The following is a 26,481-nucleotide window of genomic DNA, read 5'->3' on the forward strand; positions in this document are numbered from 1 at the left end:
AGGAACCGGGTCACCCGTTCCGGTTCCTACCCGCCCCAGTCCCTACGCACTCACCGATCACCCGCACACCGCTCCCCAATCCGTCCCCAGCCATCCACAAGCCCACCTGACCATCCACCCCCCACCATCCATACACTCATCCACCCCCTTCATCCCCATTCTTTTTGTCAAGCACACCTCTTGCATCCAGGACCCTCCCCCAGCCCATTTTGGTAACGATCCGGTCTCGTACTGGGATTTTTCGTAAACAGCCGAAATCTGCATAACCTGGATCGCTCGACTTTCGTCGAGCCGGGGCGCTCGATGGATTTATGACCGCGACGATCCATAAAGTCGTCGCAGGCAATGGCTACCAGTATTACCTGCGAAATATAGCCGCGAACGACATCAACTCCCGCGGCCGATCACCGCTGTCCGATTATTACTCCGCCCACGGCGAGTCTCCTGGCGTGTGGAGCGGTACCGGTTTGGCCTCACTCGGGATCGATATCGGCGCGGAAGTGACCGAGTCTCAGATGAAGTCCCTGTTCGGACTGGGTCGCCATCCAGACGCCGAATCGATCGAGGAGACGGTCTTCCACCACGCTTCGGCGGCCGGTTCGACACCGAAACAAGCCAGCGATGCGGCCAATAAGGCGTCGCGGTTGGGTAATCCTTTTCGCGTTTACGCACCGAATTCCGATTTTCGAAAACGGTGCGCGAAGGCGTATGTCGAACACAATATCGCGCACGGAAGACCGGCCGACGCTCCACTTTCGGAGTCGGATCGCAGGCGAATCCGCACACATGTCGCGTTCGATATGTTCACCGACGAGTACCAACGGCCACCACTGAACGCGCGTGAGTTGTCGGGATGGATCGCGAAAAACTCACGCCCACCCGCCACAGCAGTCGCGGGTTTCGACGTCACTTTTTCTCCGGTGAAGTCGGTGTCGGCGTTGTGGGCAGTCGCACCGCTATCGGTGTCGGCGAAGATCGAGGCCGCCCACCGCGCCGCGGTGGCGGATGCGTTGCGGTGGTTGGAGCGCCACGGCATCTACACCCGACTCGGTCGCAACGGCGTCCGCCAGGTCGACGTCGAGGGCATCGTCGCCGCGTGCTTTTTCCACAGGGATTCGCGTGCCGGTGACCCTGATCTGCACACACACGTGTTGATAGCCAACCGTGTCCGCACCGCCGACGGTCGCTGGCGGACCTTGGACGGTGCCGCGCTGTACCGGGTGGTGGTCACGGTGTCGGAGATCTACAACACCAGCCTCGAGCACCACTGCGAGCGGCTGGTGGGTGTGGAGTTCGCCGAGCGGGCCGGGAACGACCCGGGCAAGCGCCCGATCCGCGAGATCGTCGGCATCCCGCTGCGGTTGATTCAGGCGTGGTCGCGGCGCGAAACCGCGATCCGTTCCCGCGTCGGTGAGCTGGCGGCGGTGTTCCAACGCGAGCACGGTCGCGAGCCCACCCCGATCGAGATCCGTGATCTGGCCCAGCAGGCGACCCTGGAAACCCGGCCCGCAAAACACCTGTTGCGCTCCTTCGCCCAGCAGCGGCGCAGTTGGCGCGAAGAGGCCGTCGCGCTGCTCGGCGGCCGAGACGCGGTCGCCGCGATGGTGTCGGCGGCACTGAATCCGGTGCGCTCGCCGCGGATCACCGCCACCAGGGAGTGGATCGCGCGCACCGCGGACCGGGTCCTCGAGACCGTCGCCGAGCAGCGCTCCACCTGGCGCGCGGCGAACGTACGCGCTGAAATCGAACGCCAGATCCGCGGCAAAATCCCCGGCAGCCAGTGGGAACACGTCAGCGAGGCCGTACTGGATGCGGCCCTGGATCCGGCGCGTTCGATTCCGATGGGCGACCCGGATATCGCCGACGAGCCCGAACTGGCCACCATCCCGGACGCGTTGCGCCGCCGCGACAACTCCAGCAGCTACACCCCCGCTGGCGCCCAGATCTACACCTCCACCCGGATTCTGGCCGCCGAGGACGCCCTCATCGCTTTGTCGGTGCAGCCCGGTGCCCGCGTCGTGGACCCCGCGGTGGTGAACGCGGCGATCCGTGGATACGACGCCGCCAACCCGGATCGGGTGCTCAACGCCGGGCAGCGCAGCGTGATCGAAGGCTTCGCCGGCTCCGGTATGCGCGTGCACACCGCCAACGCGCCCGCCGGAACCGGCAAGACCACCGGCATGGCCGTGCTCACCACCGCGTGGAATACCAGCGGCGGAACGGTGCTCGGGCTCGCGCCCACCGCCAACGCCGCCGCGGTCCTGGGCGAATCGATCGGCGCGCGCTGCGAAACCGTCGACAAACTCCTCACCGTCATCGCCCTGCACACACCGCACCCGAACAGCCCCGCCAACGAACGGGAACATCCCCCGCCGCTGCCGCAATGGGTCCTCGACATCGGCACCGACACGCTCGTGATCGTCGACGAGCACGTCAAGATCGGCACCCTCAAACGCCTGAAACTGCTGCGCTTCCTCACCGATCGCGGCGCGACGATCCGCTGCCTGGGCGATGACCACCAGCTTCCCGCGATAGAGGCCGGTGGCGTCGACGCCGACATGGCGACAGCGGCACCCGAGCACACGCTCACCCTCACCCACGTCGTGCGGTTCGCCTCCACCGCCGAGGCGTCGGCGAGTTTGATGCTGCGCCAAGGCGACCCGGCAGCGCTGGGCTGGTATCTGGACAACGGCCGAATCCACGGCGGGCACACCGGCGCGACCCACGACGACGCCTACACCGCATGGGCCGCCGACCACGCGGCCGGGCGTAGCGCGATCATGTTGGCCGCCAACCACGACACCGTGACCGCGCTCAACGAGCGTGCCCGGGCCGACAGACTTCTGCGCAAGGGTGGTCTCGACGGCCCCGAAGTGGTGCTCGCCGACAGCACCGCCGCCTCGGTCGGTGACACGATCCGCACCCGTCAGAACGCGCCGAAGCTGCGTATCGGTGTGCGGGATTGGGTGCGCAACGGCTACGCCTGGACCGTCACCGCCGTGCATTCCGACGGCAGTGTCACCGCCCGACACCACAGCAAAACCGGGGCGATTGTGCGGTTGCCTGCCGACTACGTCGCACACAATGTGCGTCTCGGGTATGCGGCGACGATCGATTCCGCGCAAGGAATCACCACCACCGCATGTCATGTCGCGCTCACCGGCGGCGAGACCCGACAGCAGTTCTACGTCGCGATGACCCGCGGCGTGCACGCCAACCACGCCTACATCCCTTCCGCGCTCAACGGTGACGAAGGCTCGTTCTACAGCGAGGACGCGGTCTTCCCACGCACCGCAGTCGAGAATCTCGTGCGGATCCTGGGTCGTGACGGGGCTCAGAAGTCCGCGCACACCCACCTGCGTGACGCGCTCGACCCGCACCGGCGTATCGGTCGCGCGCTCGATATCTACCTCGATGCCCTCGGTCTCGCCGCCGAACACGCCCTCGGCGAACCCGCACTCGCACGCCTCGATGCCGCCGCCGAACTGCTGCACCCGGGGCTCACCGACGCCCCCGCCTACCCGACACTGCGCCAGCATCTAGCGACCCTCGCCCGCACCGGTGCCGACCCGGTCACCGCCTTGCGCGAGGCGATCGAGGAACGTGAACTCGACACCGCCGCCGATCCCGCCGCAGTCCTGGACTGGCGCCTGGACCCGAGCGATGCGCGCTCGACCGGGACCGGGCCGCTGCCGTGGACACCCGCGTTACCGCCGGGACTCGACACCAGCGCCACCCAGGTCCACGCTCGCGCGCGTGTCCTGGGCGAACTCGCCGCACAGATCCGGGCCGCGACCGCGCCATGGACACCGTTGACCGCGCCTGTCTGGGCGCGACCTCTGCTCGGCGCCAACCCCGCCTTGTTGGCCGATCTCGCGGTCTGGCGGGCGAGTTTGCATGTCGAGGACACCGATATCCGCCCGACCGGTCCGCGCCGCTACCCGGTGCGCGAACGCGACCACCAAGACGTCCTCGACGCCCGCGTCGTCGCCGCGCTCGGCGATCCGGCACGCCCGGTCAACCGGTGGGCCGAGACCGTGCGCGAGATCGAAGCCCGCATTGTCGAGGACCCGTATTGGCCCGTGATCGCCGAACGCATCGATCTCGCCACCCGCGCCGGCATCGACATCACCGAACGACTTCACACCGCCGCTGATCTGAGGCCGTTGCCCGATGAGATGCCCGCCGCCGCGCTGTGGGCGCGTCTGGAACTCGACGCCTCCGCACTCGACGCCCGCGACCACAACCTGCGCCCGGACTGGATCACCGACCTAGCCGACGTTCTCGGCGCCGACACCGCCGACCGGGTCGTCGACGACCCCGCTTGGCCGCGCGTCGTGGCCGCGGTCGACCGCGCCACCGCCACGCAATGGAGGCCCCGCCAGATCCTGGCCACCGCCTACGAACTGCTGCTCGCCGCCATCCCCGACAACGAGGGCACCGGCCTGCGCCCCGACCAGATCGCCGCCGCTCTCGCCTGGCGCATCGACGCACTCCTGCACCACACACCCACCACCAAACCCACCGAAAGCACCCCACCCATGAGCGAAAACACCACCACCCCACCAACCCCCGCATCGACGGCCCGCGAGCATCCACCCGATCATCTCGAACCCGACAGTCACCACGAAAACCGCGCCCCGGTTCCGGCACCGGTGCCGTCTACTCCGGCGAACATCACCGCCTCCGGTTTCGATCCGGAGCTCGCGGCCATCGCGCAGCTGTATCGCGAAGGCCGAATCCGCGCGGCCGTGCACCGATTCCGGCAATTCGCCGACCACCTCGATGACGAGCAGCGTTGGGTGATCGGCGCGGTCACCGACACTCTCTACCGCTACGCCTACCCCGTCGCCACCGCCCGCCTGCGCCAAGCCGGGCAACAGTTTCCGCAACATCGGGCGCTCATCGACGCCTGCACCCCGGCCATCGACCCCGGCGTCCACGACGACCGACCCGACCGCGAGCCACCCTCACCGGTATTCGACCGCGCTCGCCGTCATCGAGCAGCCCGCGACAATGACACCCGAGTCGACCGTGACCTCGTCCGCGACCCGCTGCCCGACCCGCAGGTCCGTGCCCGCCGCCATGAGCAGGACTACCACGACGCCCGCGCCGGAATGGACGATCAGCCCTGGGCGCGCCCGGACGCGCACGAGGTCCGCGGTCTCACCGACGACCCCGCGCTACCCGACTCACACCTACCTCCCCTACCGCGGCGCGCGGTGCCGACGCCTCGCGAGGCCGATCTCGCCGTCCGTAGCTACCGCCGTGACGAAGCCAAAGATCCCACCCCGGCCGCGTATTCGCTCGACTACGACAAAGCCGCCACCCCACGTGCCCGCGGCCTGGAATGCGTCGCGTGCAGCATCGAACGCCGCCCGCGCGACGCGACACCGGTGCCGCCGCGGCGCTCCGACGACGGGCTCTGCGGAGAATGCCGCGACAATGGCGAGACCGGTATCCCCGACCACGACCCGAGCCGGCACATGATCGCGCGCGCCGACCACCTCGCGGCCACCAAACCCCTTCCCGCCGTGCACGCCATCCTGCGCCGGGATTGGAAAGCCGTCACCGATCTCGACCGCCGCGCCCAGATCGAAGCCTGGATCCGCACCCACCCCGCGCCGATCGGCGACGTCGAGCACCAGCAGCCGGTCGCCGATCCACTCTTCGCGCTCACCGACGCTCAACTCGCAGACCGGTTGAGCGAACTTCACCAGCAGCTCGCGCTCACCGACACCTACGCCGCTGCCTACGCTCCAGCATCCCCCGAACAATCCGAGGGCGTCGATATCGATGAACTGCTTCTGCGTCACCGCGACGCGCAAACCGCTATCCGCGCAGCACTCGATGCCGAGCACCGTCTACACGATGCGACCCGCGCGCTGCACGCCACCCGTTCCGAACTCGCGACCCACCGCCAACGCCTCGACACCACACCTACCTACAAACGCCACGTCCGTCACGTCCTGCGTACCCGCATCGATGAACTCGTACGCCAGCAAGGCGACCACGAACGTGCCCGCACCCGCGCCCGCAGCGACGCTCGAGAAGCCCACCGCGACGCAGTCAACCACGCCGGAACGCCCGACAAATGGGACGACGTTTTGAACACGAGCCCCGATGACATCACCACCCGCAACAGCCACACTCGCCGCGGGGAAGCCGCCGTCGACGCGACCGCCGACCGGTTCGCCGCCGATACCCGCAGCGAGATCGACCGCGTCCACGCCGAGCAACAACGCCGAGCCGATCTCACACCGGCACAGGCACGTCGCGAACAGGTGATACGCCTCGCCGACGAGCTCCACGCCCCCCTCGACCACACCGGGCTGGACCAGCCCGATGTCAGCGGCTCGCCGGAGCCCGACGTCGGATTGTGAGATCGGCTTTCGGGCGGGTGGTTCTGCCCGCTTGTTGTTTCGGACAGCTTGCCTCCGGACATCCGGCAGCCCTGTCGTGGTTCGGCGACGGTGAGGAGCGGCACCGCCGGGCAGTCGAACAAGATCGGAGGGCTACAGGGGGTTGCTACGTAGTAGACCGGCGTTCGAACTCGCGATTTCGCACCGCTGTGGCGAAGGCGCGGTATTCGTGGTGGTCGAAGTACAGTCTGGCCGTTCCGGCGCTTCCCGCGTGCCCGTCGGTGGCGCTGAAAACGTAGCCGTTGCCGCTTGTTCGGGTGATCGTGAGCGCGTGACGCACCGGCTGGCCTGTCCTGATGGCTTGTTGGATCGCCTCGAATTGGTCGTGGTCCAAGGTCAGGCACTGGTCGAGGGGGACTTCGTGGTCGCCGTTGTGGGCGAGTTTGTCGTCCCAGAGGATGGTGCGGGTGGCGTCTCGGTAGATCATGACGCATGCCTGTTGGGGTGAGCTGGCGGCAGCTTTGCGGAATTGACTTACGGTCGGTGTCGGCAGCATGGGCCTTTCCTTTCGAGCGCGCGGGACCGTGTTTTCCGGTTTCCGCACCGGTCGACGCTACGGGAGGGTGGCGGTAGCGGCGAAGTTGCAGCGGCGTGCGTCGTCTTCGGTGTCGGTGGGGGTGTCGGGGTGCCAGTCGGTGGCGTAGGTGATTCCGGGTTCGGTGAGTGTCCATCCGTCGAAGAAGCTCGCGAACTGTTGTCGGGTTCGCAGGGTGACGGGGGTACTCGCGTCGGCGAATACCGACGCACCGGCGGCGACCTGGGTCCTGATTTCGGGTCCTGCGTCTTCGAGGGAGACATGGGTCATCGCGAGGTGGCTACCGGGCGGCATCGCGTGACGGAGTTCGGCGAGGAGTGCGGCGGGGTCGTCTTCGTCGGTGATCCAGGGCAGCACCGATATCAAGAGCAGCCCGATGGGCTGGGTGAAGTCGAGCAGCCTGCGGGTCTCGGGGTGTTCGAGGATGCGTGCCGGGTGGCGCAGATCGGCGTCGACCATGGCGGTGGTGTCGAGGAGCTGGTGTCGGGTGAGCAGTTCGCGGGCACGGTTGATGGCTTCTTCGTCGTTGTCGACGTAGACCACGCGCGGGTCGGCGAGGAGTTCGCGGGCGACTTCGTGGGTATTGCCACCGGCGGGCAGTCCCGATCCGATGTCGAGGAATTGCCGGATGCCGTTGCCGACCATGTGCCGGACCGCGCGGGCGAGGAAGGCGCGGTTGTGTCGGGCCCACGTGGGGTAGAAGGGGATCGCGGTATAGAGCTGTTCGATGAAGGGGAGGTCGGCTTCGTAGATGACCTCGCCGGTGATCATGTGCAGGTAGATGCGTGCCGAGCTCGGCTTGGCGGTGTCGAGATGGCGAGGTTCGAAGTCGGGTTCGGACATCGACAGGTTCCTGTTCGATTGTGGTCGCGGGGGTCGGCTATCGCGTGACGCTGGGTCGGTTGCGCAGTCCGCGCAGCAGGTGGTGCATGAATTGCCGGGAATCGGCGGGGCTCAGCGCGGTCATGGTGAGGCGGGTGAAGATCTTGTCGCGGATCGCGACGGCGGGTTTGTCGTCGATGTAGCGGATCTCGCCTTGCGCTTCGACCACGGCCATCTCCAGATCACCGGCGGCGCCGGGTGAGGGGACACGGACCAGGATGTAGCGGTCTTCCATACCGGCGCCGGGGGCTTGGTGGGTGAAGGGCATGACCTGGAGCTGGATGTTGGGTCGCCCGGATAGTTCGATGAGGTGGCTGAGCTGGTCGACCATCACCTGGTCGTTGCCGTAGGTGCGGCGAAGGCAGGATTCGGACAGGATCGCGTGGAACTCCGGTGCCGTGCGGGTGAACAGGATCTGCTGGCGCGCGGTTCGGGCTTCGACGTAGTCGTCGACGGTGATGGCGTCGGGGTCGTGGTCGTCGGGCTGGAACGGTTGGTGCAGCGCGCGGATGTAGTCAGGATGCTGGAGCAGACCGGGGATGATCTCGGCGGCCGTTTCGCGCAGGCGATCGGCCACGGCTTCGAGATCGACCAGCAGTCGCAGGTCCTCGATGTAGGCACGCCGGTAGCCCGAGGTCCAGTACCCGCGGCGATGGTTGTCCTCGCGCAGGTCGAGCAGGATCTGGAGATAGTTCTCATCGCCGATCCCCAATTCGGTGACCAGCTTCTTCAGCGCTTCGGCGGTGAGATTGCCGGTTCCCGCGATCGCGGCGGCGATGCGCGACTGGCCGACACCGACGATCCGGCCGGCGTCGGCCTGCGTAACACGCGACCGCCGCAGCAGGTCATCGATTTCCCGTCCGAGCAGCACTTTCCTCGCGGTCCTCGCCATGCACTCCCACCGTATCCACAGCTCGATCGGACTCTTTCCACCCGTAACACTGATTATCAGGTTAGATTATCAGTCAAGATAGTCTGTCCGAGGCACGAGAGCACTCCGTTAGTCGATGTTCGGTTGGGCGTCGCCGCGCGAGGGAGATGTGGGACGCCGAACCGGCGCGCGCGGCGTCAGGGTTCAGCAGGTGGTGTCCGAAGGTAAGGGGTGGCCGGTGGAGCCGTCGATGTTGCGCGATCCCATCGCCGAGTTCGCGGCCGGCGCTGAGGCGAGCGACCGATCCTGGGGCGAACGCCTGCGGTCGTTTCGGCTCGATCACCTCCAGATCAGCCGCAAGGACTTCGCCGAGCTCATCAACGCGCGCGCCCGCGGCGAGCGTGTCAACGTCGCGTGTTCCGAGCGTCATGTCGCACGGTGGGAAGACGGCGACGTCCGGACCCCGAGCGCACCGTATCGACGTCTACTGGTGGCAATCGGCGCACCTGTCCCTGACCACGACCAGAGATCTGCACGCGCGCGACCCGCCACCGATGCCGTGCCCGTGCAGGCACCGATGTCATCGTCTGTCGGGTCAGGCGTATCCGAGCTGCGACGCGCGCCGGAAGCAACGTTGTTGGAGGCCGTCGCCGCCGCGGTCGTCGGATCCTTTTCCGCGCTGGTCCCGTGGCTTCCGCGACTCTACGAGGCAGAGGCGACGGATCGGGTCGGCCGCGGGCGGGCCATGGATGCCGATGGTGTGCGGTCGGCCACGGCGCGTTTGCGGTCGCTCGATCAACAACGCGGCGGCTTCGCGATCACCGGTTCTGCTACGGCGTTGTTGGGTTCGATACCGGATCTGCGGAAGCTGTGTCGCGACGAGACTGCCGATCAGGCGATTCTGGTTGCCTCGGCCGACCTGGCCCGATTGATCGGCTGGGCGTTTCACGATGCCGGAGATCAGTATCGCGCGCGCCAATTTGCCACCCTGGCTCTGGCCTTCGCGCGTCGGGCGGGCGCGGACAGTCTGACTGCGTCGATCCTGTACGTGCTGGGCCGCATCAGTGTGATCGAACGCGATCCGCGCACCGCACTGCGCATGTTCCAGCTCGGGCAACTTCCCGCGCGCGACGCCGCTGACGGCGGCGAATCGGCTCGCCTGTACGCCAATGAGGCGTGGGCACACGCCATGCTGGGCGATCAGAACCGCATGAACTTCGCCTTGGCATGCGCCGAAGACGAGATCAACCGCGTCGGCGACATCGTCGCGCCATGGACTCGCGTGTTCTTCACACCGGGCGAATTCACCGGTATCCAGGCCGTGATCTACAACGAATACGCCACCACCGCGCCCCGCGCCGTCGCCGACCGCTATTGCCTCGCCGCCCTCGACAGTGCCCGCGCCTCCCTGCAAGCCTCCGCGCCCGGGCGGCCGGCCCGCAGCATCCTGTTCGACAACATCACCGCCGCCACCGCCTGCTTCCGACTCGGTGAGATCGACACCGGCCTGTCCTTCGCCACCGCCGCCGTCGAGATGGCCGAACGGATCACCAGCGCCAGGGTCGCGGACCGGCTGGAGAACATGGTCCGCTGCGCCACCACCGCGACACCACGCAGCGATGTCCGGGACTTGTCCCACGCGGTCAAAGCGAGCCTGCTGGCGATCCCCCGCGCGTCACATCACCCGACCACGGGCCGTGCCACGACCGGATAGGCTGGGGGTGTGGCGACCGATATCGCGGCCGAGCGTGCCGCCGAGTTGCATCGCATCGTCGAGCTGGCCTGCGCCCGAATCGGTTTGAACTCCCACGGGGCAGAACTGATCAAATACACCGTCAACGCCGTTTACCGGCTCCCACGCGAACGCGTTGTCCTTCGCGTCGCTTCCGACCGGGTCGGAGTTTCGCGGGGACAGCGCGTGGTCACCATGGCCCGCTGGTTGCAGGCCCGAAACGCCCCGATCGCGGCCCTGCTCGACGGTGAACAACCGCTGAAGGTCGAAGGCGATTACACGGTGACGTTCTGGCACGAACTCGGCCGGCGAACAGACTGGGCCGCTGCCGATCTGGCATCGCCGCTGCATCGACTGCACGCCCTCGACCTCGACCACACCGTCCTGCCGACCTGGGACCCGTTCACCACCGCACGCGATCGGCTCGCACACGCCGGCACCGCTGTCCTCGCCCCCGCCGACGCCCGGTGGCTGCGCGAGCAATGGGACCGAGCCGAACAAGAATTCCGGCGCGTCCAGGACCAGCTGCCAACCGGCATCATCCATGGCGATCCCCACACCGGCAACCTACTGCACCGAGACGATGACACCGTCGTGCTCTGCGACCTCGACGAGGCCGGGATCGGTCCCCTCGCATACGATCTCGTTCCCCAAGCGGTCGGAGCGACACGGTTCCACCGCCACGACTTCTACCGCGAGTTCGTCCACGCATACGGCAGCGACGTCCGCGACGATCCGGCGTGGCCGATCCTGTCTCGTATCCGCGAGCTGATCATGGTCACCAGCGTCCTGCCCGATCTCCAGCACCGCCCCAGCGTCGCCGCCCAACACGCCCACCGCCTGGCCACACTCAAGACAGGCCGGCACGACATCCCTTGGGACCTCTACACCTAGATCCCCGCGTGGCGGCAAACCGGCCTTCGACCGACAGGACCGGAGGGCAGTCGCATCGACGATCCTCGACAGCTTGTGCCTGGAGTCATCGGACCGGCTGTCCGAATCTGTCATGTGAATGTCGGCGAACTTGCCCGATTCTGCCCTGCGCGATGTCATGGTGGCAGTCCTCTGGCGACGATTAACTCTGTCTATGACAGCAGATGACGTACTCCGCGCCCCGCCACGTCGGCGCCGGACCGGATCGACACGATAAGTCGCCACACGCCGCCTGGACGGCAGCCACATCAGCGCTGCGGAACCCGACGTTCCCCAGAACTGCTTTCCCTGATCACTCGTTGTCAGGAACCGCCCACGTCATCGTCGGCGACACGCAGGCTCATCTCGTGCCTGCCTGAAGACCCTTCGGGTCGCCACTGGTCATCGGTCACTACCGCCCTTCACCTCTTCGAGGAGAACCAGCGAAAAGGGGTCACAGGAAATGTGGATTGGATACGCCCGTTCGGACCTGATGTCCAGACACGGCGCCGATGCTTTCGATCGATCCGTGCACGACTTCGCCGCGCGCAACGGGTTCGGGGACGGCCGCGTGTTCTTCGAACCGCTCGCACCGGAGACCCTGATCGGTGATCTGCTCACCGAGATCGACCGTACCGTGCCGGTGTTGAACCGCCTCGAGTCGCTGGCACGGTCGCGACGGGTGGACCTCGGACGGCTCCTGGCACCGGGTCACCGCCGAGCCGATCTGCTCTGGTCGATCCTGTCGCGAATTCCGGAAGCGACCGACGTCTGGTTCCTGGTGCCCTCCCGACAGCACCTGTCCGATCTCTACCCGTCAGGACGGGCGGCACTGTCCCACCTCACCGCCCTGCCCACGCTCACCCTGCACTATCTCGACGGAACCGCGCACCGACCCGCTCCGGTATCGCGTCCGGTCCCCGAGCACGACGCGGACCACGAACAGGTCGTGGTCGAGTCTCGGGTCGGCGCGATCCCGGCCGCGGCGCAACTGGACGCCGCCGAAGCGCTGACCCGTAACGGGTGGCCCGAGGTGATCGAACGCGTCGACGCGGTCTATGTCGCCCTCATCGGCGACCGCCACCACCCGGCCACCCGGACGCTGTGGCTCGAACCCACCCCGATCCCCGACACGGTGATCCGCACGTTGGTCGACACCCTGACCGGGGCGCTGGCCATCGAACTCGACGAACCGTATCCGCGAAGCGATGAGCCCGCCCACGACTTGGTCGTCTTGTGCGAGCGTGTGCAGCGCTTCCCCAGCGGCGCACACACCATCACTCGCTGCACCCTTCCGGCCCGCGTGAGCACGACCGGCGAGTCGGCGGTGAGTCAGCGATGAGCACCACAACACCTATCACCGGCCCGCTGTCGATGACGGAACACTATGCCGGACAGGGTGATCGCGGCGGGGCGGTCGACAACCTGCTGGAGGCTCGTGAACTTCACCTCGCGGTAGCCGGACGCCGTGTCGAGGGCTGTTCGTCGCTGATCGGGTGGGCGCGAGAGCTGGCCGACATTCACGCGAGCTTGCTGAGCGCGGCGGTGTCACCGGATCGGCGTCCGGCCGGGTTCGACGAGATCGCCACCCGCGACCACATGACCGCGGTCATGGCGGCGATCGACGAGTGGGCGATATTCCGCCTGCCCCGACCTGTCAACGCCGCCCACCACACCCATCCTCTGGGCGAAGTGATCAGCCACTACGCCAATGTCTTCGCCCAGTCCCAGTGGATCCTGCGCCACACCACCAACACCGAACACCACCACGAAGCCGCTCTGCGGATGGCCCAAACCCACCAGGGCTACGCCGATCTGGTCACCGCGATCCGTACCCGACGCGTCCAACTACCGCTGGGCTGGCGAGCAATCCAGGAGCTCCGATGAACCGCACACGCCCCGGCACCGGGCACCAACCAGACCCACCGACGCCACGCGCCGCCGGCAAAGACTCATCCTGGTTCGGAGCGATCCCATCCGCGCACGTGCTGTTCCGCGCTTGGAACACACCAGAATTCGCCGCCGCCGACTACCCGTTCCCCACGCTGGTCGGTATCGCGGTGCAGATGCTCGATGCCCATCACCACTACCGGGCCGCCTTCGGCCAGCTACTGCGGCTGCCGCCCGGCCACGACGACAGCGTCGACATCGACGTTCCTACCGACGCCCTGCATACCGCCCACCGACGACTCGGCCGATTGATCGACCGGATCGATGACCATCTCGCCCATACCCTCGCCCCGCCGGTGCACCGGCCGGCGACCTGTCATCGCAACGGTCTCGGCGCCGAGGTATCTCAACTGTGCCGATGCTGGATCACCGCGATCGACCCCTCTGTCCCGGTCGAGACCGGTCCGAGAGCACACCAGTCCCTGGTCGGTCAGGCCGTGGTCTACGACCTGCTCGCCGCCGACGTCGCCGCAGGACGGGTCCATCTACCCACCCGTGTCCCACAACCGGCCGATGCACGGCACTGACCACGCCCCACACCACAACCACCCTGCCGAAACGCCACACGCGATCCCTCGGCGAGGTCGTCCGCCACGCCGCGCAGATCCACGCCAATCCCGGTCCGTACTACGCCACGCCAGCAGCGCCGAACACCGGCAGGAGCCGGCACTGCGCATGGCACAAGTCCAGGAAGGCCACGCCGACCCGGTCACCACGACCCACGAACCCCGCGCGCAGCTCCCACTCGGCCGACCGCGGAAACGATGCCGACCGTCCATCGAATCACCAAGAGAGGTAGGAAAAACGTGAAGTTCGGGACCGTGAAATGGTTCAACCACGAGAAGGGTTTCGGGTTCATCACACCCGACTCCGGCCCGGACCTGTTCGTCCGTCAAGCCGATGTCCACGGCCACGACGCGCTGCACCGGGATCAACATGTCACCTTCGATGCCATCGACAGCCCGAAAGGCCCTGCCGCGCAGAACGTGCGGTCCCTGTGACCGCCCCGGCAACGGCGCGTCGCGGGCGCGGGCAACGGACCCGGCGCCGACTGCTGCTGACCGCACGACGACTGTTCCTCGCCCACGGCTACGGGCCTGTCCACATCACCGATATCGCCGACGCCACCGGGTGTACCACCGGTGCGCTGGGCAAGCACTACCCCTACAAACATCTGATCGGTCACGAGGTCGCCGAGAGGCTGACCGCCTTGGCCGTACACCACATCCGCGATGCTCACCCGAGAGACCGCAGCCACCTAGTCACGACGCTGACGAAGTGGGCGCGCACCGTGACCAGCCACCCCGAATGGATCTGGTTCGAACTCGATCTCGCCACCACCGGCCCGGAACACCGCGCACAGCACCACGACCGCAGACACCGAATCCACGCGGCACTGACCGAGCTGCTCACCACGACCATCGAACCCTGCCCTGGCATCGAGCTCCCGACCACTGCCGCATCACTGATCGCCGCCCTGGTCGGGCTCGCCATCGGCCCGCCCGACGACGCCACCTCCGACCACCAGTGGATCCGAACGCAAATCGAACTCGTACTGCCTGCCCCCAACGACCGCACATTCCCCAGAACGAGCACCCCCATCCAGGAGAGCTGACCCATGCCCGATCCCAGCCGGCTCACCCCCGACCGCACCACCACCGATCACGAGATCGCGCTCACGACTCCCGCCGACGAGGACCCCGACGTCATCACCGTTGTGCGGGACGCACTCGCGGCGGTGCGCGATGACTGAGCCCGCCGTAACGACGAGCGATCCTCGACCCCACCCCAGCGGCCCGACGCGCAACCGAACCGAGAAAGACCACAGGTGAGCATCTTTCGACCGGCCCCGGCCTGTCCGGACATGAACCGGCTCCTCGGCATCCGGCACGGATCAGTGACCCCGGCGACCACGATCGAGGACGCGCTCGACACCGTCCACGACATCTGGGCCGCCTACCTCGCCGGTATCGACATCGTCGACAGCCACGACTGGACCCTGCACGGCGGCCAGGCCGCACTAGCACGGGGCCACTACAGCGATCATGTCGAACTCGCCCAACGGTTCAGCCACCGCCACGGCGCGGCCTTGCCCCTCGATGACGAACCCGGCGGGATCGTGACCATCGGCGATCTCGTCGCGCCTATCGCGATGCTCGCGGTCCTGCTCCACAAGGTCCGCCCCGACATCACGCAACGCTTCATCGTCCCCGAATTCCTCCACCTCGGTCAGCGATACGAAGCAGTGGTCACCGGCGTGGGACGCGGCAGCCGACCTCGAACCGGCCCGCGCGCCCACACCCGCCACGAAGGCGCGCCACCCGCGCAGACCCACCACACCAGCGACGAGAACAGCGAGCGACAGTACCGATGACCACCTCCACGGAACTGCCCACTTGAGCGGCTGAGCGCAGGCCCATGCCGGACAGCGGTGCAGGCGCTGGAACAATCCGGCACAACGATCGCAGACCGACTGCTGCACATAGCTGCCCGGCGTGCCCGCTCGATCGTCGACGACGGGACCGCCCAGACGCGCGGATCGGATCTGCTGCGGCCACGCCAAATGATCCGCTGTGCTCGGTAACCCGATAAACTCCTCTGGGTGGCGCATCAGTTCCCCGCGAACCCCTTCGCGACGCGTTCGCGTTCGGCCGCGCGAACGAGTCCCGATCGCGGCCGATGAGCCCGGTCACCCTTCCTTCCGACGTGCTCGACCGTGCCGACTTCGAGCGTCACCAGATTCCGATTCCCGCCGCGTTGGATCAGGCCACCGTCGAGCTGGTTGCGGCCAGGTCGGGTAAATGGCATGCCCGCAACGGATGTCAGTACGGGCGTGAGGGAGCCGTCCAGCAGATCCCGCTGCTCGGAATCCGGTGGGCCGAGGTGTGCCGCAACTGCGCGAATGTCGCCAGATCCGTCGACCCCGTACACGCGAGCACCCTCCGAGCCGTCGGCGAAGTGAGCGCGATGCGCCGACACATCGACTCGCTCACCCGCATGCTCGCCGATCCCGACGCCACCTTCGAATGGCTCGACTACGCGAAATGGCGTGCCCGATGCCCGATGTCGACAGAATCGATAGCGGGATTGATCGACCAGATCCGGGGCGTTCGGGGCTACTCGCGCACGATCGCCGCCATCAACAGCGCGGCCCTCGACTACTCGCGCCGACACGATGAGCTGCTCGCGCAATTGGCCACGCGGCTCGGCTCCGATGCCGAGGACGGGCTGCTCGATCGGGCGGTCGACATCGTGGACACCGACTCACCCGCACGCGCCGAAAGCGATCTGCTTGCGGCCATCACCGGTACCGCCGATTCCGGTATCAGGGTCTACGGCCTGAAGGATCGGTCCTTCGACGCTTGGGCGTCGGTCGCTGGTCTCTGGCTCGCCGCGCACCGGCAGGGCCACTCCGATCCCGCCATGATCACCGCGAATGCCACCAGGTATGTCGCCGAACACCTGTCACAGGTGAAGGACCTGACCCGGTTACCGGCCGATCCCACGGTGGCGGTCCATCCGGCCGACACACCGCAGAGCTGGGCGGATCGGGTCTTTTCCACGTTGCGGGACCGGACCGTCACCGCCTGGGTGGACCGCGCGGAAATGGCCCTGCACGGGCTGCGCGGAGTCCATCGCCGCGACCACAGCACCGAACCCGAACGCGCCCTGTTGGTAGCCGGATGGCCTTTGCACGTCGCATCCCGCGCACGACTGGCCTATCTGACCCAATACCCGCAGCTGCTGCCGCCCATGCCGATCGAGCTCCGATACGGCAGCAGATTGTCCGACGACTACGACGATCGCGACCGGACCACCGTGGCAGTGCTGCGGGTACCCGACCACGCCGCCGAACAGGCGCACGCTATTTCTTCCCACATCCGCTCGACACCGCTGATCGACGACGTCGACCCCGTCACTGCGGCTCGTCAACTGCTGCGCGAAGTCGGAGTCGTGATCCACCCGGCCGACCTGGCTCACTCGCCCCGGCTGTCATCGCTTGTCGAGACCGAACGCCGCCACCTGGTCACCGCGCTCAACGACGCCCAGTTCCAGTACCACTCCCGCCCCTTCGCCCTGAACAGCCGTGAGCTTCCCGCGCACCTCCACGGCGACGACCGTAGCTGGACCACCTGGGAGGCACGAGCGGCGTTCAACCATGCCGGCTCGATATTTATCCCAGGTGTCGATGACCTCGACCTGTTCGAGTTAGCCTTCTCCCGCACCAGCGCCCACAACACCGCCGACGTACAGGTCCGACTCGAAATCGCCGCCGCGAAACCCCCGACAGTCCATTCGCGGTGGGGCCTGCTCCCCGAGATCGAGCATCCACCCACCGAATACACCGCGGGACTGATCGATATCCCCGCAGCCCTGTACGGGATCACCGGCGACCACAGCGCCGTGCTCCTGGAGATCAGTCCATGCCGTGAACCCGTCGCTGTACCACTGAACTGCATCGCTGTCATCCAGAGCGTTCGCCGATAGAACCACCGTCGAAGGATCAGCCCGGCGTGTTCGGTTCCTCAGTCCATCGGCCAATCGTCTTGGGCCGATCGACGCGCCGAACCGCTGTCGAGTCCTCACCGGCGTGGCGTCGAATCAGGGGTCCGCTGCCCGTACGGGACGGTGTGAGTCTAACGTTCGCGAGGGGGCAGCACACGCTGATCGTCGTCCGAGTGCCGCCGGATCCCCTCCCCAGCGGCACCTCGGTCGGCGTCGCCCGTGGAACGTCGGAGTTCGGGTCAGTAAGCCGACCGTGTCGATCCCGTCGACTCGGTTCGCTCACTGTGCGAACTCACCCGCGAATGCCATCGTCGGAGGCTGGTGGGCAATCGTTGTGAAACAGTGTGTCGGCGGGTTCCGTCGCAACTTCTTGCGGTATTGACCTACGGTCGCGGGCCAGGGATTGGTGACCGCGCCGTTGGCGTGTTTGTACCAGCTCTGCGGGCTGCGCGGCCAAACGGTTGTCTGGAGGGCCCGGTCCATCCATTCCTGGTAGGCCGACATCGCCTCGGAGTCAACTTCTATTGCCATGTCACCGCTTTCGGCACGCAGCCGCAGACACGCCAGGATGTAGTCGATTTGGAGTTGTTTCATCGCCGGGTTGCTGCCCGCGGCGGTGAAGGAGTTGGGTCCGGCGATCAGGAACAGGTTCGGAAATCCCGGCACCGCCATGCCGTAAAAGGCGCTCGCCCCCTCGGCCCACTGCTCGTGCAGCAGTCGCCCGCCACGCCCGGATACCGTAACGTCGGCCAGAAATTGCGGCGCGTGGAAGCCGGTGGCGTAGATGATGGTGTCAGCGTCGTGGTGTGTCCCGTCGCTTGTGATGAGTCCGCGGGTGTCGAGTTCGCAGATCGGTGTGGTGATCAGCTCGACGTTCGGTCTGCGCAGGCTCGGGTAGAAGCCGTTGTCGAGCACGATCCGTGTGCCGCCCAGAGGGTAGTTCGGTGTCAGTTTCGCGCGCATCACCGCGTCGGATATGTGGTGTCGCAGATAGCGGCGCGCGATCGCTTCGGCAGGGCGGGCGGTCCAGCCGCGGCGCATGATCGGCGCCAGCAGGTTGTCAGCGCTGTGGTGCAGCAGCCGACGGTAGGCGTGATGTGCGCCCGGGACCGCCAGCAGCGCGGTGGTGACGGGCCCGAACGCGGGACCGGGTTTGGGCAGCACCCAGTGCGGTGTGCGCTGGAAGACTCGGACCCGGGCTGCGGTGTCGGCGAGACTGGGCAGGATCTGGGCAGCGCTGGAACCGGTGCCGATGACCGCGACGCTGCGACCGGACAGGGGATGGTCGTGGTTCCAGCGCGCGGTATGGAACGTGGTGCCGCCGAATTCTATGTGTCCTGGCAGGGTGGGGATGTGAGGGCGGTGCAGTTGACCGAGAGCGAAGACCACGGTTTCGGTGAGGATCGTCTGTCCGGAGTCGGTGACCAATTCCCAGAAGCCTGTGGCGTCGAGATAGGTGGCGGCCGTGATCCCGATACCCGATCGCAGGTGCGGTGTGAGTCCTTCGTCGGCGACGATGCGGTGCAGGTAGTTCAGGATCGCGCGCTGATCGGGATAGCGGATATGGCGATCTCGGTAGGGCGCGATCGGCAGCGAGTACAGGTGGGCCGGGACATCGCAGTTGCATCCGGGGTAGGTGTTGTCGCGCCATACTCCTCCGATGTCGCCGGATCGCTCGAAGACCGCGAACCGGGTGATGCCCGTTCGCCGCAGTGCCGCGGCCATGCCGATCCCTCCGAATCCGGCGCCGATGACTGCGACCTGAAGCACTGCCGGGTTCGCGGCGGAACGATGCCGGTGCGTATTCCCCTGCGCCAGGTCGTGCGCTGTCGGTTCGGATGTCATGAGCGATCGCCGATCGTCAGATGGCACAGCGACTCGTAGTGCGCTCTCGGGGCGATGACGGCCGGTAGATCGGTACGCGGGTGTAGGTGGATGTCGAGGAGGTGGTGTCTGGCGAGCCGTGGCAGAGGGTTTCCGGCCACGCGCCGCCAGCGTGCGATTTCGTGCGCCTCACGGCGGGTGATGGCGTGGCGTATTTCGACTGCGGGTGTGGTCGAACGAGTGCTGGTGAGCATGGCATTCCTTTGGTCTGTGCCGGGGCGGTTGCGCCGGCCGTCGAACGACAAGAAGCTGAGATCGTTTGGGTTCCTCAACTGGGGTCGGTTACCTGTCGTTGGAGGGGTCAGCTCTGCGACGCTGCGGCCTGGTCCGGAATTTCGTTGACCTGGACGCCGTTGAGAAGGCGGCCGGTCGGTGCCGACTGGCCGACGACGCGGTTGCGCGGGGCGGATCTCTCGTGTGCCCGGCAATCGCGCCGTCGCGCCGCGTGCGAGTTCAGCGGAGGTTGTGGGTGAAGAACCGGCCTTCGCTGGAGGTGTTGATGGTCAGGTCGATTCCGGCGAGTTTGCCGAAATCGATGGCGGCGCCGGGGGTGTGGACGGTGAGTCCGCAGCCGTGATAGAAGCTCAACAACGGCGGTGTGTTGGGGAACTGTCCGTAGAGCACGTGTGCTTTCAGGGCTCGCGAGGATCGGATGGCGCTGTTCACCAGGGCTGCTCCCGCGCCGGTTCGTCGATGCTGTTCGTCGACGGCCAAGACCTGGATCTCGCTGGTGCGCAGCAGCGCGAGGAGTAGGTGGTCGGGGCTGGTAGCGATGACGCGGGTGAGCAGCCATAGGGTGGGCCCGCTGAGGATGCCTCCGGCCAGTTGGCCGTCGACCACGGCGACCGAGGCACTGGTGCGGGTGGCCGCGGCGGCGGGCACGCCGTGGGTGTCGAGGGTCCGGCGCACTGTGGCTCGGGTGGTGATGAGGTCGCTGCCGAGCAGTCCGTCCTGGTGGAACCCGAGCAGGTGCTCGACCAAGAAGTCCGGATCCCCGACGCCGCTCATCGCGGCCCAGCGTACGAACTGGTGCAGTTCGGCTTCGCTGTCGATATCGCGCACGGCGATGCGGGGATCCGGTCGGTCGGTGTTGACGGTGGTGGGTCGGTATTGGGTCATGGTGTCGTCTTTCATCGGTGTGGTGGCGGGCGCTATTCGGGCTGCCAGTGGTTGGTGTGCTCGTGGGTGACGAGGCGGCCGAACTGGATGTCGGCGAAATGCATGCCGAACCCGCGGGTGTGCGGCTCGGCGAGTTCACGCAGAAGCCGGGCGGCGGAGTCCCGCGACTGTGCGTGGTCGTCGTCAATGGCGGTGGTCAGGTGCGGGTGGGTGATCTGGACGGGGGTGGTGAGGGCGTCGCCGAACACGATCAGCCGCTCGCCGAGGCTGCTGAGTAGGTAGCTGGTGTGGCCGAGGCTGTGTCCCGGTGTGGGCAGGGCACGCACGCCGGGGAAGAACTCACTGTCGGGGACGGGACGGATCTGGGTGGCGAAGGTGGCCAGTACTTCCGGGGGTGTGCCGTCGGCGATGGCGAGGTCGCGCATGTCCCATTCGGTGGTGCTGACCAGTACCGGGATTCCGGCGAAGACGTTGATGGTGGTGTCGGTATGGGCTTGCCACAGCCAGCCGATGTGGTCCATGTGCAGGTGGGTGAGAGCGACGAGTTCGATGTCGTTGACCGATTTCCCGGCGGCGGCGAGGCTGTCGATCAGTTGCCCGCCGCGCAGTTGTCCTACCGGGGTGGGCGCGGCCAGCGGCCCGAATCCGGCGTCGATGAGCATGGCGCGGTTGCCGTATTCGATGAGCAGCGCGCCCACGCTGGCCACGAGGTAGCCGTCGGGATCGAGCAAGTCGGTGAACTGACGCCACACGTGTTCGTCGGCGTCGGGCAGCCAGCGCCGGGCATCCAGCAGCGCCACGCCGTCGGGCAGGTAGGTGACGCGAAGGTGGCCGAAGACTTGGCGGCGAAGTCCGGCCGGTCGGGTGAGTCGATCGTTGGTGACGGACACGGTGGGTTCTCCTTCTGATGTTCGAGACCTGTTGTCTCGGTGCGGGATCGGCCGACTGCGTCGTCGGCGGTTGTGGCGGTTGTCGGGGCCGGGCGGGTCGTGTCTGCCGCGAGGGCGGGTCACGTCTGCTCCTGTGCTGGTTGCGGGCGCGCCGATGTCGGACAGATCACGGGTCGGGTCCGGACTCCGTCGCGACCTGGTGGTCGGCGAACTGGTCCACGACGGGGTCGTGGTCGCGTTCTCGCTCGGTGCCCTGGTCGGGGTCGGTGTCGGTGACGGCTGCGGCGACCGCAGCGGCGATGTCGTCGGCGGGGTCGGTAGGCAGCGTGCTGGACAGACCGGTCCGGGCCTGTTCGAGCCAGTCCGTGGGAGCGGGAAACGCGGCGTTGGTGGTGTCGCGTTCGGGCGCCTTGGTGAGCTTTCGGCGCGCGGTGTCGCCGAAGGCGGCGCCCGTGTAGGCGTGCCACAGGGTGTCGAGGTCGTCGAGGGTGAGATCCCGGTAGATGCTCAGGCGCTGGTCGAGGCCAGCGGCGGCGGCATCGGTGATGCGTTCGCGCTGGGATGTGGGCATACCGATCGCTGCGGCGGTGACGACGGCGCGCTGCCAGACCGTGTGCATGTTGCGACGGAACTGGTGTTCGGCGACCGAGTTCGGGTCGATGCTGATCTGGTGGTGGGTCAGCAGGTGCTGGCGCACCGCGGAGACCGCGGCCATGTCGGCGAGCCGATGGATATCGGAGGCGACCCGGTTGCGGTTTCCGCGCGCAAGTGTCGAGGGCGAAGGCGGGGGCAGGATCTGTGCCGGTGTCCAGGGCTGTCGGGAGAATCCGAGTCGCCGGGCGAGGTCCACCCATTCGGTGGGGACACCGTTGCCCCGGACCGTGATTTCGAGCAGGCCCCGCTCGCGGTCGGCCCGATCGATCTGTTGTTGCCGGCCCAGCCGCTCGGTGACCGACGCCCCTGCGGTGTTCTGGAGATGGTGCAGGCGGGCGCTTTCGGCGGCGAGCTCGTGGATGCGCCGCAGTCCCTGCGCGTGGTCGGCGGGGATATCGCGCACCCGCACAGGCATCGCGACCCCGCTCACCACGGACTGCCCTCCGCGCTCAGGAATACCGGTTCCGCACCGGCATGTTCGGAAACCCACGGTTCATCGGGGGACGGTGCGTCGCTGAACAGCACCTCGGTGCTCGGCGATTGCTGGTCGGGTTCGGGGATCGCCGCGTCCAGCGCCGCGCAAAGCTCGGTGTCGCGCGCGGGAACGAACTGCGCGTGGACTGGCCCCAATTGGTCGGCGATCGCGGTCCGCAGGGCCGCAGGGGCGGGCAGCGCGGGGCTGGTGTCGACGGCGATCCTGGCGTCGGTGGCCAGGGCGGTGGCTTGCCCGGCCCAGGCGCGGGTGTCGGTGTCGGCGGCGGCGTGCCAGCGGTGCCGGATCTGTTCGGCGGGCAGTCCGTCGAGCGTGGCGGCGGCCGAGCGTGCCCAGTCGTCGAGTTCGCCCCACAACTGGGTTCCTTGGTCGGCGGTCAGTCCCAGCAGATTCGCGACACCGGCGGTGCGCATGTGCAAGGCGGACAGGTTGGTGCGCAGGCTCGCCGACGCGCCGCCCGGGTCGTGGGCGTGCAGCTGCCGGTTCGCGGCATCGAGTACTTCCCATTCCTGGATCCGGGCCACATCCCCGGTGAGATCGCCGAGGATCCGGTCCCAGTCTGTCGGGCCGGGAGTGGCCAGATACAGATCCGCGCGCCATCCGATCCCCCGCTCACCGCGCGCCTGGGCCTGGTCGAGCCACTCGGTCGGTACTCCGCCAGCGGTGGCGGCGGCGATCAGGTCCGCGCGCGTGATCGCGTGGTGCTGGTAGGTGCTGAACCACTCCTGCGTCGGTGAGCCGTCGAATCCTTCTGCCTCGGTGAGCATGGCGGCGATGACGCGACTGCGGTTCTGGACGGCCTTGAGCAACCGTGTCTGGGCTCGGGTGGGCGTGATCACGACAGCTCCTCCTCGTCCTCGCCCGGGGCGAGCACTCGGAAATCGGGCCCGAATCCCAGCCGTTCGATCGCGGGCCGCGCGCCGGGCGCGCCGAACCAGTTACGGGGTACGCGGCTGGCGGCCAGTCCGGCCAGCTCGACGTGGTCGCTGGGTGTGCAGCGGTGCAGCGGCCCATTGGCGGCGTCGAGGACCAGGCGCATGGTCGGATCGATCTGACGGGTGAACAGCGACGACATCGCCGTCTTGTCGGTGGAGATGACCGCGGCCTCGAACGCCGCGTGCAGCAGCGCGAACCGGACCGAGACACTGTGGTGTTCCCACCAGCGGGTGCACCAGGTGTAGGTGCCCTCGCGGTGCTGGGCGGCGATGCGTACCGAGGTCACCGGCAGCAGCCACTGCTGCACCCAGAGCCCGTAGTCGGTGAACCGCGGCGGCGGCTTCTTCTTCTCGGAGTCGGTGTCCTTCGCCGAGCCGGTACCGGTCTCGGTGGGTGCGGCTTGTTCCGCGCGGTCGGTGGGCGGGATGCGTTCGGGGGGAACGGGTTCGAACGGCAGCGAGGGTGTCTTGACGTGGTCGGTCGGGGTGCAGCGGTGCAGGGGTCCTTTGGCGGCGTCGAGTATGACGCGGAAATGGGGGTCGACGTGGCCGGTGACGAATCCGCTGGCGCCGGGGCCACGGGAGGCTTCGAACGCGCCGTGCAAGAAGGCGACGCGGACCGCGACGGGGCGGTGCGCCCACCATCGCTCACACCAGGTGTAGGTGTTCTCGCGTTGGCCGCCGGAGATCCGGACGCTGATCAAGGGCAGCAGCCATTTCTCGGCGAAGGCGACGAAGTGGGGATACGAGGATTTGCGGGCCTGCGCCGGTTTGGCGGCTGGTGCCGTCGGGTTCGTGGCGTTCATGACCGCTGCCCTTCGGCGTCCGGACCGTCGTCTGCGTCGTCGGGTTTCTCGGGTACGACGAGGGCGACGGGCTGGCTGTCGGTGGCGAATTGCTTCAGCGATCGGTGGATCAGCGGTGCGTATTCGGTGTCCTGCCACCAGGTTTTGGATACGAGGACCGGTCCGTGTCCGGGCAGCCGGACCAGGGCGCGGTCTTTGGGGAGCGCGGCGAGCTGGGAGACCTCGAGGATGGGTTCGGCACGCCACGACAGCGTGCGGTTGGTGCCGCCTTGGCCGCGGCTGCGGGAGCGGTCGGCGACATCGTGCTGTCCGGCCATCTGTGACCAGTGCTGGAGGTAGTCGACCGCGGCGATTCCGCCGCCGTAGACCTCGATCGACTGGGCGCGCATCGTCTTGAGTCCGTTGGCGCCCCACAGGTCTTCGCCCTGTTCGAGAACTTGCAGGATGGTCATCAAGATGATTCCGCAGCCCCCCGAATAGGTGTAGTAACTGGGGAGTTCGCTGATGCGGGCGCAGTTGGCGGCCTCGTCGAGCACACCGAGCAGCGGCACCGCCAGCCTGCCGTCGGGCCGGGCGCGCGCGGCGCTCAGCGCGGCCTCGATGATCTGCCCGACCAGCGCCGAGGTCAGCGGGGTCGCCCCGTCCGGTCCGGCCATGCTCAGCGCGTACACGGTGTCGGTGGATTCGACGAAATCGACCGGCTTGAACTCCGGCAACTCGTGCGTGCGGGGCTGGGCCGCCTTCTCGATCACGACACCCGCTTTGCCTTCACGCACCCGCAAATGAGTGCGTGAAGGCGGGGTCACCATCCGCGCGTAATCGGCGTCGGCCAAGACGTTCAGAAACCTTCTGGCCATGTCGTAGAGCCCGTCTCTTTGGCGGGAGTAGAGGGCCTGGGACTCGCGGATACGTTCGGCGGGACGGCGCTGGCCGTGGGCATCCAGGATCAGTGCCGGGGTGGGATCCTGATCCTTGCCCAGCCATTCGGCCACGTGCAGCAGATCCCCGCCCGCGCGGGCGGCGGCGAGTATGTAGAGGGCGAGTAGTTCTTGGGCGCCGCCATCGAAGTAACTGTCCACCTTGGCATTCGCGGCTTGGGCGGCGGTTCCCGAGGATGCGGAGACGAAGAACCCGGCCAGTTTGCGTGCCGCCGGCAAGCCTGTGACCTGTGTCAGCAAATTCACCCAGAACCCGCAGGTCGGTGTTCCGGTGACCCCTTGCAGGTCCGAAAGCCAGATATCGCCCGCCTCTTGCCGTCCGGCGAGGGTGTGGCGGTAGAGATCGGGTTTGTTCGAGGTGGCCAGGCACGGCCCCCACGCCGCGAGGACCGCCGGGATCGCCCAGGCCATGGTCTTGCCGGTGCGGGTACCCGCCGCGATCGTCACCCCCAACTCGGCGGGCACGAACAGCTCGACCCCGCCGACGACCGTTCGGCCCAGGGGCGGGCCTTTGAGTTCTTGGACGTCCTCGGGTGCGTCGGCCAGCAACCGCCGGTTGGCCGCGGCGTTGTCGCCGGCGCGTGCGATACGGATCTGGCTGGGGCGCTGCATGGTCCGTGCGGCGCTGTCGATCTCGTGCGGTGTGCGCAGCAGTCGCCATCCGGCGACGAGCGCGCCCGCTTCGAGGCCGTAGAGCGCGACGGCCACGAGCGTGGCCTGCCACGGCCAGCTCGCTTTGCCGAGCGCGACGGCCAGCAGCGCGGCGGCCGGGTTCCCGGTGACCGGCAATCCGGCCCACCACCGGCCCAGCGACAGCGCCGCCCAGGCGGTGAGCGCCACCGCGACCGCCGCAACGAACAGCATCAGGATCGTGGTCTCTTCCCCGATCCCGCTCTTGGTCCGTCGACGGGTCTCCCGTGTCGAGATCATGCGCGCACTCCTCGATCGGCTT

At 67.4% G+C, this 26,481-nt stretch carries 21 protein-coding genes; 11 read left to right on the forward strand and 10 right to left on the reverse strand.

Translation table 11 applies throughout. From position 1 onward, the window contains the following. Nucleotides 1-311: 311 nt before the first annotated feature. The gene (mobF, locus tag ACWEKR_RS08530; RefSeq protein ID WP_452353935.1) at nt 312-6,383 is read left to right on the forward strand and encodes a MobF family relaxase; all 6,072 of its coding nucleotides are present in this window, start codon (nt 312-314) and stop codon (nt 6,381-6,383) included. Nucleotides 6,384-6,528: 145 nt separating this feature from the next. On the opposite strand, the gene ACWEKR_RS08535 is transcribed toward mobF, so the two are convergent. The 3 genes from ACWEKR_RS08535 to ACWEKR_RS08545 all read right to left on the reverse strand — a co-directional run bounded on the left by ACWEKR_RS08535 (nt 6,529) and on the right by ACWEKR_RS08545 (nt 8,731). Continuing rightward, the gene (locus tag ACWEKR_RS08535; protein WP_452353936.1) at nt 6,529-6,849 is read right to left on the reverse strand and encodes a hypothetical protein; all 321 of its coding nucleotides are present in this window, start codon (nt 6,847-6,849) and stop codon (nt 6,529-6,531) included. 126 nt (nt 6,850-6,975) lie between these two features. Beyond that, on the reverse strand, nt 6,976-7,800 hold the full coding sequence (locus tag ACWEKR_RS08540) for an SAM-dependent methyltransferase (RefSeq protein WP_452353937.1): 825 nt from the start codon (nt 7,798-7,800) through the stop codon (nt 6,976-6,978). 37 nt (nt 7,801-7,837) lie between these two features. Further along, the gene (locus ACWEKR_RS08545) at nt 7,838-8,731 is read right to left on the reverse strand and encodes a Scr1 family TA system antitoxin-like transcriptional regulator (RefSeq protein WP_452353938.1); all 894 of its coding nucleotides are present in this window, start codon (nt 8,729-8,731) and stop codon (nt 7,838-7,840) included. 613 nt (nt 8,732-9,344) lie between these two features. On the opposite strand from ACWEKR_RS08545, the gene ACWEKR_RS08550 reads away from it, so the two are divergent. From ACWEKR_RS08550 to ACWEKR_RS08595, 10 genes are all read left to right on the forward strand, one after another. Next, nucleotides 9,345-10,424 (forward strand): hypothetical protein, encoded by a 1,080-nt coding sequence (locus ACWEKR_RS08550; RefSeq protein WP_452353939.1) that lies wholly within the window; start codon nt 9,345-9,347, stop codon nt 10,422-10,424. 9 nt (nt 10,425-10,433) lie between these two features. Then, nucleotides 10,434-11,336: a phosphotransferase enzyme family protein gene (locus tag ACWEKR_RS08555; protein WP_452353940.1), complete on the forward strand. Its 903-nt coding sequence runs from the start codon at nt 10,434-10,436 to the stop codon at nt 11,334-11,336. 547 nt (nt 11,337-11,883) lie between these two features. After that, on the forward strand, nt 11,884-12,696 hold the full coding sequence (locus tag ACWEKR_RS08560) for a hypothetical protein (protein WP_452353941.1): 813 nt from the start codon (nt 11,884-11,886) through the stop codon (nt 12,694-12,696). Further along, a complete protein-coding gene (locus ACWEKR_RS08565) occupies nt 12,693-13,241 on the forward strand; it encodes a hypothetical protein (RefSeq protein ID WP_043736798.1) in 549 nt (182 codons plus the stop codon). Before ACWEKR_RS08560 ends, ACWEKR_RS08565 begins: the two co-directional genes overlap by 4 nt. After that, complete coding sequence (locus ACWEKR_RS08570) at nt 13,238-13,831, forward strand: hypothetical protein (protein WP_452353942.1); 594 nt, start codon at nt 13,238-13,240, stop codon at nt 13,829-13,831. The genes ACWEKR_RS08565 and ACWEKR_RS08570 overlap by 4 nt, the downstream gene beginning before the upstream one ends. Before the next feature lie 279 nt (nt 13,832-14,110). Continuing rightward, nucleotides 14,111-14,305: a cold-shock protein gene (locus ACWEKR_RS08575; protein WP_043736804.1), complete on the forward strand. Its 195-nt coding sequence runs from the start codon at nt 14,111-14,113 to the stop codon at nt 14,303-14,305. Next, nucleotides 14,302-14,919: a TetR/AcrR family transcriptional regulator gene (locus ACWEKR_RS08580; protein WP_452353943.1), complete on the forward strand. Its 618-nt coding sequence runs from the start codon at nt 14,302-14,304 to the stop codon at nt 14,917-14,919. The genes ACWEKR_RS08575 and ACWEKR_RS08580 overlap by 4 nt, the downstream gene beginning before the upstream one ends. Nucleotides 14,920-14,922: 3 nt before the next feature. Beyond that, nucleotides 14,923-15,057, forward strand: coding sequence for a hypothetical protein (locus tag ACWEKR_RS08585; protein ID WP_452353944.1), 135 nt, complete (start codon nt 14,923-14,925; stop codon nt 15,055-15,057). Nucleotides 15,058-15,132: 75 nt separating this feature from the next. Then, nucleotides 15,133-15,678, forward strand: a complete 546-nt coding sequence (locus ACWEKR_RS08590) for a hypothetical protein (protein WP_452353945.1) — start codon at nt 15,133-15,135, stop codon at nt 15,676-15,678. A 305-nt stretch (nt 15,679-15,983) separates the two neighbouring features. Beyond that, complete coding sequence (locus tag ACWEKR_RS08595; RefSeq protein ID WP_452353946.1) at nt 15,984-17,792, forward strand: hypothetical protein; 1,809 nt, start codon at nt 15,984-15,986, stop codon at nt 17,790-17,792. Nucleotides 17,793-18,089: 297 nt separating this feature from the next. On the opposite strand, the gene ACWEKR_RS08600 is transcribed toward ACWEKR_RS08595, so the two are convergent. From ACWEKR_RS08600 to ACWEKR_RS08630, 7 genes are all read right to left on the reverse strand, one after another. Next, entirely contained in the window at nt 18,090-19,580 is a 1,491-nt protein-coding gene (locus tag ACWEKR_RS08600) for a flavin-containing monooxygenase (protein WP_452354119.1), read from the reverse strand. Nucleotides 19,581-20,147: 567 nt separating this feature from the next. After that, nucleotides 20,148-20,813, reverse strand: coding sequence for a GNAT family N-acetyltransferase (locus ACWEKR_RS08605; protein ID WP_452353947.1), 666 nt, complete (start codon nt 20,811-20,813; stop codon nt 20,148-20,150). Between the two features lie 32 nt (nt 20,814-20,845). After that, a complete protein-coding gene (locus tag ACWEKR_RS08610; RefSeq protein ID WP_452353948.1) occupies nt 20,846-21,703 on the reverse strand; it encodes an MBL fold metallo-hydrolase in 858 nt (285 codons plus the stop codon). Between the two features lie 166 nt (nt 21,704-21,869). Further along, nucleotides 21,870-22,772 (reverse strand): hypothetical protein, encoded by a 903-nt coding sequence (locus ACWEKR_RS08615; RefSeq protein ID WP_452353949.1) that lies wholly within the window; start codon nt 22,770-22,772, stop codon nt 21,870-21,872. 11 nt (nt 22,773-22,783) lie between these two features. Continuing rightward, complete coding sequence (locus ACWEKR_RS08620) at nt 22,784-23,689, reverse strand: hypothetical protein (protein ID WP_452353950.1); 906 nt, start codon at nt 23,687-23,689, stop codon at nt 22,784-22,786. Beyond that, on the reverse strand, nt 23,686-24,591 hold the full coding sequence (locus tag ACWEKR_RS08625) for a DUF4913 domain-containing protein (protein ID WP_452353951.1): 906 nt from the start codon (nt 24,589-24,591) through the stop codon (nt 23,686-23,688). Before ACWEKR_RS08625 ends, ACWEKR_RS08620 begins: the two co-directional genes overlap by 4 nt. Then, the gene (locus ACWEKR_RS08630; RefSeq protein WP_452353952.1) at nt 24,588-26,459 is read right to left on the reverse strand and encodes a type IV secretory system conjugative DNA transfer family protein; all 1,872 of its coding nucleotides are present in this window, start codon (nt 26,457-26,459) and stop codon (nt 24,588-24,590) included. Before ACWEKR_RS08630 ends, ACWEKR_RS08625 begins: the two co-directional genes overlap by 4 nt. Between the last annotated feature and the right edge of the window lie 22 nt (nt 26,460-26,481).

The sequence above is a fragment of the Nocardia sp. NPDC004573 genome (assembly GCF_053602135.1).